The sequence below is a fragment of the Pseudomonas sp. CM25 genome, assembly GCF_013179705.1.
In the GTDB taxonomy this organism is placed as follows: domain Bacteria; phylum Pseudomonadota; class Gammaproteobacteria; order Pseudomonadales; family Pseudomonadaceae; genus Aquipseudomonas.
Window position 1 is genome coordinate 1 of the sequence record NZ_JABMCW010000384.1, and the last position, 4,734, is coordinate 4,734.

The window sequence follows — 4,734 nt, forward strand, 5'->3', positions numbered from 1 at the left end:
ACGACGCACCGAGCAACGACGTCAACCGCGCCGGCATGCTCGAAGACCTGAACAGCCTGCCGGCCGGTTCTATCGTCGTGCTGCATGCCTGCTGCCACAACCCGACTGGCGTCGACCTGGGCCTGGACGACTGGAAAAACGTGCTGGAAGTGGTCAAGGCCAAGGGCCATGTGCCGTTCCTCGACATGGCCTACCAGGGCTTTGGTGACGGCATCGCCGAAGACGCGTTCGCTGTACGCCTGTTCGCCGAGTCGGGCCTGGACTTCTTCGTTTCCAGCTCGTTCTCCAAGTCGTTCTCGCTGTACGGCGAGCGCGTTGGCGCACTGTCGATCGTCACCGCCTCGAAGGACGAGAGCACTCGCGTGCTGTCGCAGGTCAAGCGCGTCATCCGCACCACCTACTCCAACCCGCCGACCCACGGCGCGACCATCGTCGCTACCGTGCTCAACAGCGAAGAACTGCGCCTGATGTGGGAAACCGAGCTGGCTGAGATGCGCCAGCGTATCCACGGCATGCGCCAGCAAATGGTCAGCCTGCTGGCTGAATATGGCGCCAACCGCGACTTCAGCTTCGTTGGCCGCCAGGCAGGCATGTTCTCCTACTCGGGCCTGACCGTTGAACAGGTCGCCCGCCTGAAGAACGAGTTCGGTATCTATGCCCTGGACACCGGCCGCATTGCGGTAGCTGCGCTGAACCAGAGCAACATCCACGTGGTCACCAAGGCCATCGTCGAAGTACTGTAACTGCTTGATTGCAATATAATTTGCCTGGGGGAGGGTTGACTTCCCTCGGGCAATTAGTAAGATATGCGCAGATTCCGCGATAGCTCAGTCGGTAGAGCAAATGACTGTTAATCATTGGGTCCCTGGTTCGAGTCCAGGTCGCGGAGCCAAAATTTGAAAAACCTCCAGTTGCGCAAGCACTGGAGGTTTTTTTGTGCCCGCCCCCCCTAACAGCCGGTTCGACCTCCCCATCGGGCGTTTGAGCAAGAAGGCCGGAGCGTCACTGGCGAGTTGATCCAGGCTCAGTGCGCAGCCCCTGAGGCCGGATAGGGCAATGTGACCTCGCTACCCTCCTCTACCAGGCTCCAGACCAACAGCTTGGCTGGCTGGGTGTCGCTGGCGTTGCGCGACACGCTGTGCACGGTACCCGGTGCCTCGTACCAGTAATCGCCCGCTTTGTAGGTTTTCTCCGGCTCGCCGTTCAGCTTCGATATCACCGCGCCTTCAAGCACGTAGGCCATTACCGCGCCCGGGTGCTGATGCGCGGGTGATGCCTCGCCAGGTGCGTAGCTGACGGTGAGCATGATGGCATTCTTGCCGGGGGCGTTGCTGGGCTGCTGTTGCTGCAGCAGCTTGACCTGGCTGGCAACGTCGCCGTGCGCCCAGACAGGCGCCTGGGCGGCGAGCAGACCGAAGAGGATGAGGGCTACGGGTTTCATGGGGGCTTCTCCTGCATGGCGATTGCCTGCAGGTTAGGCCCCGGGAAGCGAGAGGCAAATGGCCAATCCGGGGTAAAAGCAGGAGGCCAGAGCAGACCCCGGGCCCTTAGTGGCTACGCCCGATCGGATAGAACTCGCCGTGGCTCCACACGCCAAGCCATTCCTCCCCCGCTATCGCCTGCGGCACCGCCAGTTCCACCAGTTGGTAGAACACATTGCGATGAATCAGCGCCTCAAGGTTGCTGCGCATCAGCACATAGGGCGATGGCTCCTGCGTCAGCGGGTCGGTCACCACGCGCAGCGGGTTGGCCGGCCCGGCCTCGACCTGGTCCTCGACATTGCTGGTGAAGCGCAACACTTGTTGCTCACCGTCACCCAGCACTTCAAGCGCCACCGCCACGAACGGCGCGTCGTCGACGCGAATACCGACCTTCTCGACCGGGGTGATCAGGAAATAGTCATCGCCGTCGCGCCGCATGATTGTCGAGAACAGCCGCACCATCGGCTTGCGCCCAATCGGTGTACCCAGGTAATACCAGGTGCCATCACGGGCGATGCGCATGTCGATATCACCGCAAAAATCCGGGTTCCACAGATGCACCGGCGGCAGGCCCTTGGCCTTGGGGATTTGTGCCAGGAGGTCATTGGCCTTGCCCGAATCGCTCATCTTGCTTGCCTCATTCACTCATGCCCAGAAGGCTACGAGCGTACTCGCGCATCGGCGCCGCAAGCAAATCCCGCGGCGTGTTGTCGTGGAACGTCAACAAACCGCCACGGCTCTTGATACGAGCGGTATCTATCAGGTAGCGGGTGTTGGTTTCAATCAGCATCATCTGCACCACGCCGGTGTCCCAGCCCAACCGGTCGACGGCCTGTTCGTCATACCACTCGTCACCATTGCCGATACGGTCGTCGGTGCGCGCGAAGCGAGTGTACAGCACATAGTCGGCGCCCACAGCGCGGGCCTGGGCAATGGCCTCTTCCAGGCCAAGCGGGCCTTGCGCGCGGCGCACCAGCGGGAAGTACTCGACGAAGCTCTTGAAGGCCTCATCGGCCACCGCGTTCTGCCGTGGCACCGGCCCTTTGCCTGGGGGGACGAATGCACCCTGACCGATGAAGATGAAGGAATCGGGCTGCAGGCGGATCGACAGCGTGCGACGGGTCTCGCTGTGGTCCAGCAGACCAGCATCGCTCATGTGGTAACGGACGCCCTCGCCCATATCGCTGACATTCATGCAGCCGCCCAGCGCCATCAGCGCCAGCAGCAAGACCAGGCTACGCATCTTTCCTCCAGTGGCCGGCGACGAAAAACCGGCGAATAGCCGGCGGATGCAGCTTTTGCGCCAGCTTCAGCCACCGATCACTTTCATCACCGTCACGCCACCGGCAAACGCCAGGTCCTGCTTGTCTGCCAGCGCCTTGACCAGCAACCGCTGTAAGGCCGGCAGCGCCTGATGGCGGGGCTTTTCCAGCAGGTCGCCGATGAAGTGACGGTTGCCCGACGACAGGCAACCATGCAGCCACCCCGTAGACGACAGGCGCAGCCGCGAGCAGGTGCGGCAGAACGGGACGCTCTCGTTGGCGATCACACCGAAGTGGCCTTTGCCGGGGACTTGATAACGCAAGGCAGTGGCGTCCAGCGGCGCGTCGACCTGGGCATAGGCATGCTTGCCGCCGATCAGTGCAAGCAGTTGATCAAGGCCGACAAACTGCTGCAGGAAGGCATTGCGGTCACGCGCCAGGTGGCCCATGCGCATCAGCTCGATGAAGCGCAGCTCAAAGCCGCGTTCAAGGCAATAATCCAGCAGCGGCAGTACCTGGTCGAGGTTTTGCCCGCGCATCGGCACCATGTTCACTTTCACCCGCATACCCAAGGCACTGGCCTGCTCCATGCCCGCCAGCACGCTGCTCAGGTCGCCGCCCCGGGCGATCGTACGGAAAGCCGTGGGGTCGAGGGTATCGAGGGACACATTCAGGCGCCGAATACCAGCTGCCTGCAGCTGCGGCAGTTTGCGCGCCAGCAGCTGGCCATTGGTGGTCAGCGAGATATCGTCGAGGTCGAGCTTGCTCACGGCGGCAAGGAAGGCATCCAGGCGCGGGCTGACCAAAGGCTCGCCACCGGTGATGCGCAGGCGTTCGATGCCGGCGGCTTCGATCAGGTAGGCCACGCCGCGAGCCAGGGCATCTGCGGACAGTTCGTCCTGTGCTGCTACCAGGCGCTTGCCGTCGGGCACGCAGTACGTGCAGGCATAATTGCAGGCAGCCGTCAGGCTGACACGCAGGTTGCGAAAACGCCTGCCTTGACGATCGACGATCATGGATGACTCCGGCACTGATGATGGGGGGCTGGCAAAACCTGACTCATAAATCAGGTTTTTGCAAGCCCCGGGCACATTGCCGAGTGTTGTCGGGGTGTCAGCTCGAGGGTTCAGGGTCGCGCTTGCGCTTGTTGCCCATACGCACACCGATGTCCATCAGGAACTGGAAGAAGCCTTCCTGATCCTCCAGCACATTGCTCCAGAACGGCGAGTGGTACAGCGCCACGGCGCCATGCACCAACGCCCAGGCGGCGCAGTAGTGGAAATACGGCGGCACGTCTTCGAGCTTGCCTTCGCTGATACGGCCCTTGATCAGCTGGGTCAGGCGGTCGAAGTTGGAGGCACGAATGCTGTGCAACTGCTCGACCATTTCCGGTACCTGGTTGCCCTTGACCACCTTTTCTTCAAGGCGGTCGAACAGCCGGTAGCGTTGCGGATCGCGCATGCGGAACTCGAAGTAGGCGCGCGACAGGGCTTCCTTGTCGCGGTCGACGTCGGCCGAGTGCAACAGCTCGTTCAGGTCGCGCTCATAGTCGAGCATCAGGCGCAGGTAGATCTCCGCCTTGGACTTGAAGTGCTTGTAGATCGTGCCTTTGCCGATACCCACGGCGTCGGCGATCATCTCGACGGTGACACTGTCCTCACCCTGTTCGAGAAACAGCTTGAGCGCGGTGTCGAGGATTTCCTGTTCGCGGCGGCGAAATTCACGGACCTTACGAGGTTCTTTCTGCATGGGAAGGACTGGATGACAATCGAAGCGGTTTATTATGCCTATCTTGCGGGAAATTGCACGGATCATCCACGCACGGCAGTGTTTCACGATGCTTACGGCCATTCGCTGAAGGAGGAATGAAAGCGCGGCGTATTCCAAATCTGTTTAAAAAACGATCAATAAACACTGGCACTGCGCCAAACCTGGCCAATACTTGAAGTGTTGGCGCGACGCATCCCCCCCGAGTGGCGCGCTGATAAAGG

General features: G+C 61.4%; 6 protein-coding genes and 1 tRNA gene. 2 read left to right on the top strand and 5 right to left on the bottom strand.

Annotation, left to right across the window (positions count from 1 at the left end):
• Positions 1-743, top strand: a 743-nt coding sequence (locus tag HP546_RS26080; RefSeq protein ID WP_172231471.1) for an aminotransferase class I/II-fold pyridoxal phosphate-dependent enzyme, incomplete at its 5' end; no start/stop codon positions are given.
• Between the two features lie 73 nt (positions 744-816).
• Positions 817-892, top strand: a tRNA-Asn gene (locus tag HP546_RS26085).
• 132 nt (positions 893-1,024) lie between these two features.
• On the opposite strand, the gene HP546_RS26090 is transcribed toward HP546_RS26085, so the two are convergent.
• From HP546_RS26090 to HP546_RS26110, 5 genes are all read right to left on the bottom strand, one after another.
• Positions 1,025-1,441 (bottom strand): cupin domain-containing protein, encoded by a 417-nt coding sequence (locus HP546_RS26090; RefSeq protein WP_172231474.1) that lies wholly within the window; start codon positions 1,439-1,441, stop codon positions 1,025-1,027.
• Positions 1,442-1,547: 106 nt separating this feature from the next.
• Entirely contained in the window at positions 1,548-2,108 is a 561-nt protein-coding gene (locus HP546_RS26095) for a DUF1285 domain-containing protein (RefSeq protein WP_172231477.1), read from the bottom strand.
• A 10-nt stretch (positions 2,109-2,118) separates the two neighbouring features.
• Positions 2,119-2,724, bottom strand: coding sequence for a DUF4823 domain-containing protein (locus HP546_RS26100; protein ID WP_172231480.1), 606 nt, complete (start codon positions 2,722-2,724; stop codon positions 2,119-2,121).
• 66 nt (positions 2,725-2,790) lie between these two features.
• Positions 2,791-3,759: a GTP 3',8-cyclase MoaA gene (locus tag HP546_RS26105; RefSeq protein ID WP_172231483.1), complete on the bottom strand. Its 969-nt coding sequence runs from the start codon at positions 3,757-3,759 to the stop codon at positions 2,791-2,793.
• Between the two features lie 97 nt (positions 3,760-3,856).
• On the bottom strand, positions 3,857-4,492 hold the full coding sequence (locus HP546_RS26110) for a TetR/AcrR family transcriptional regulator (protein WP_014591919.1): 636 nt from the start codon (positions 4,490-4,492) through the stop codon (positions 3,857-3,859).
• Positions 4,493-4,734 lie beyond the last annotated feature (242 nt).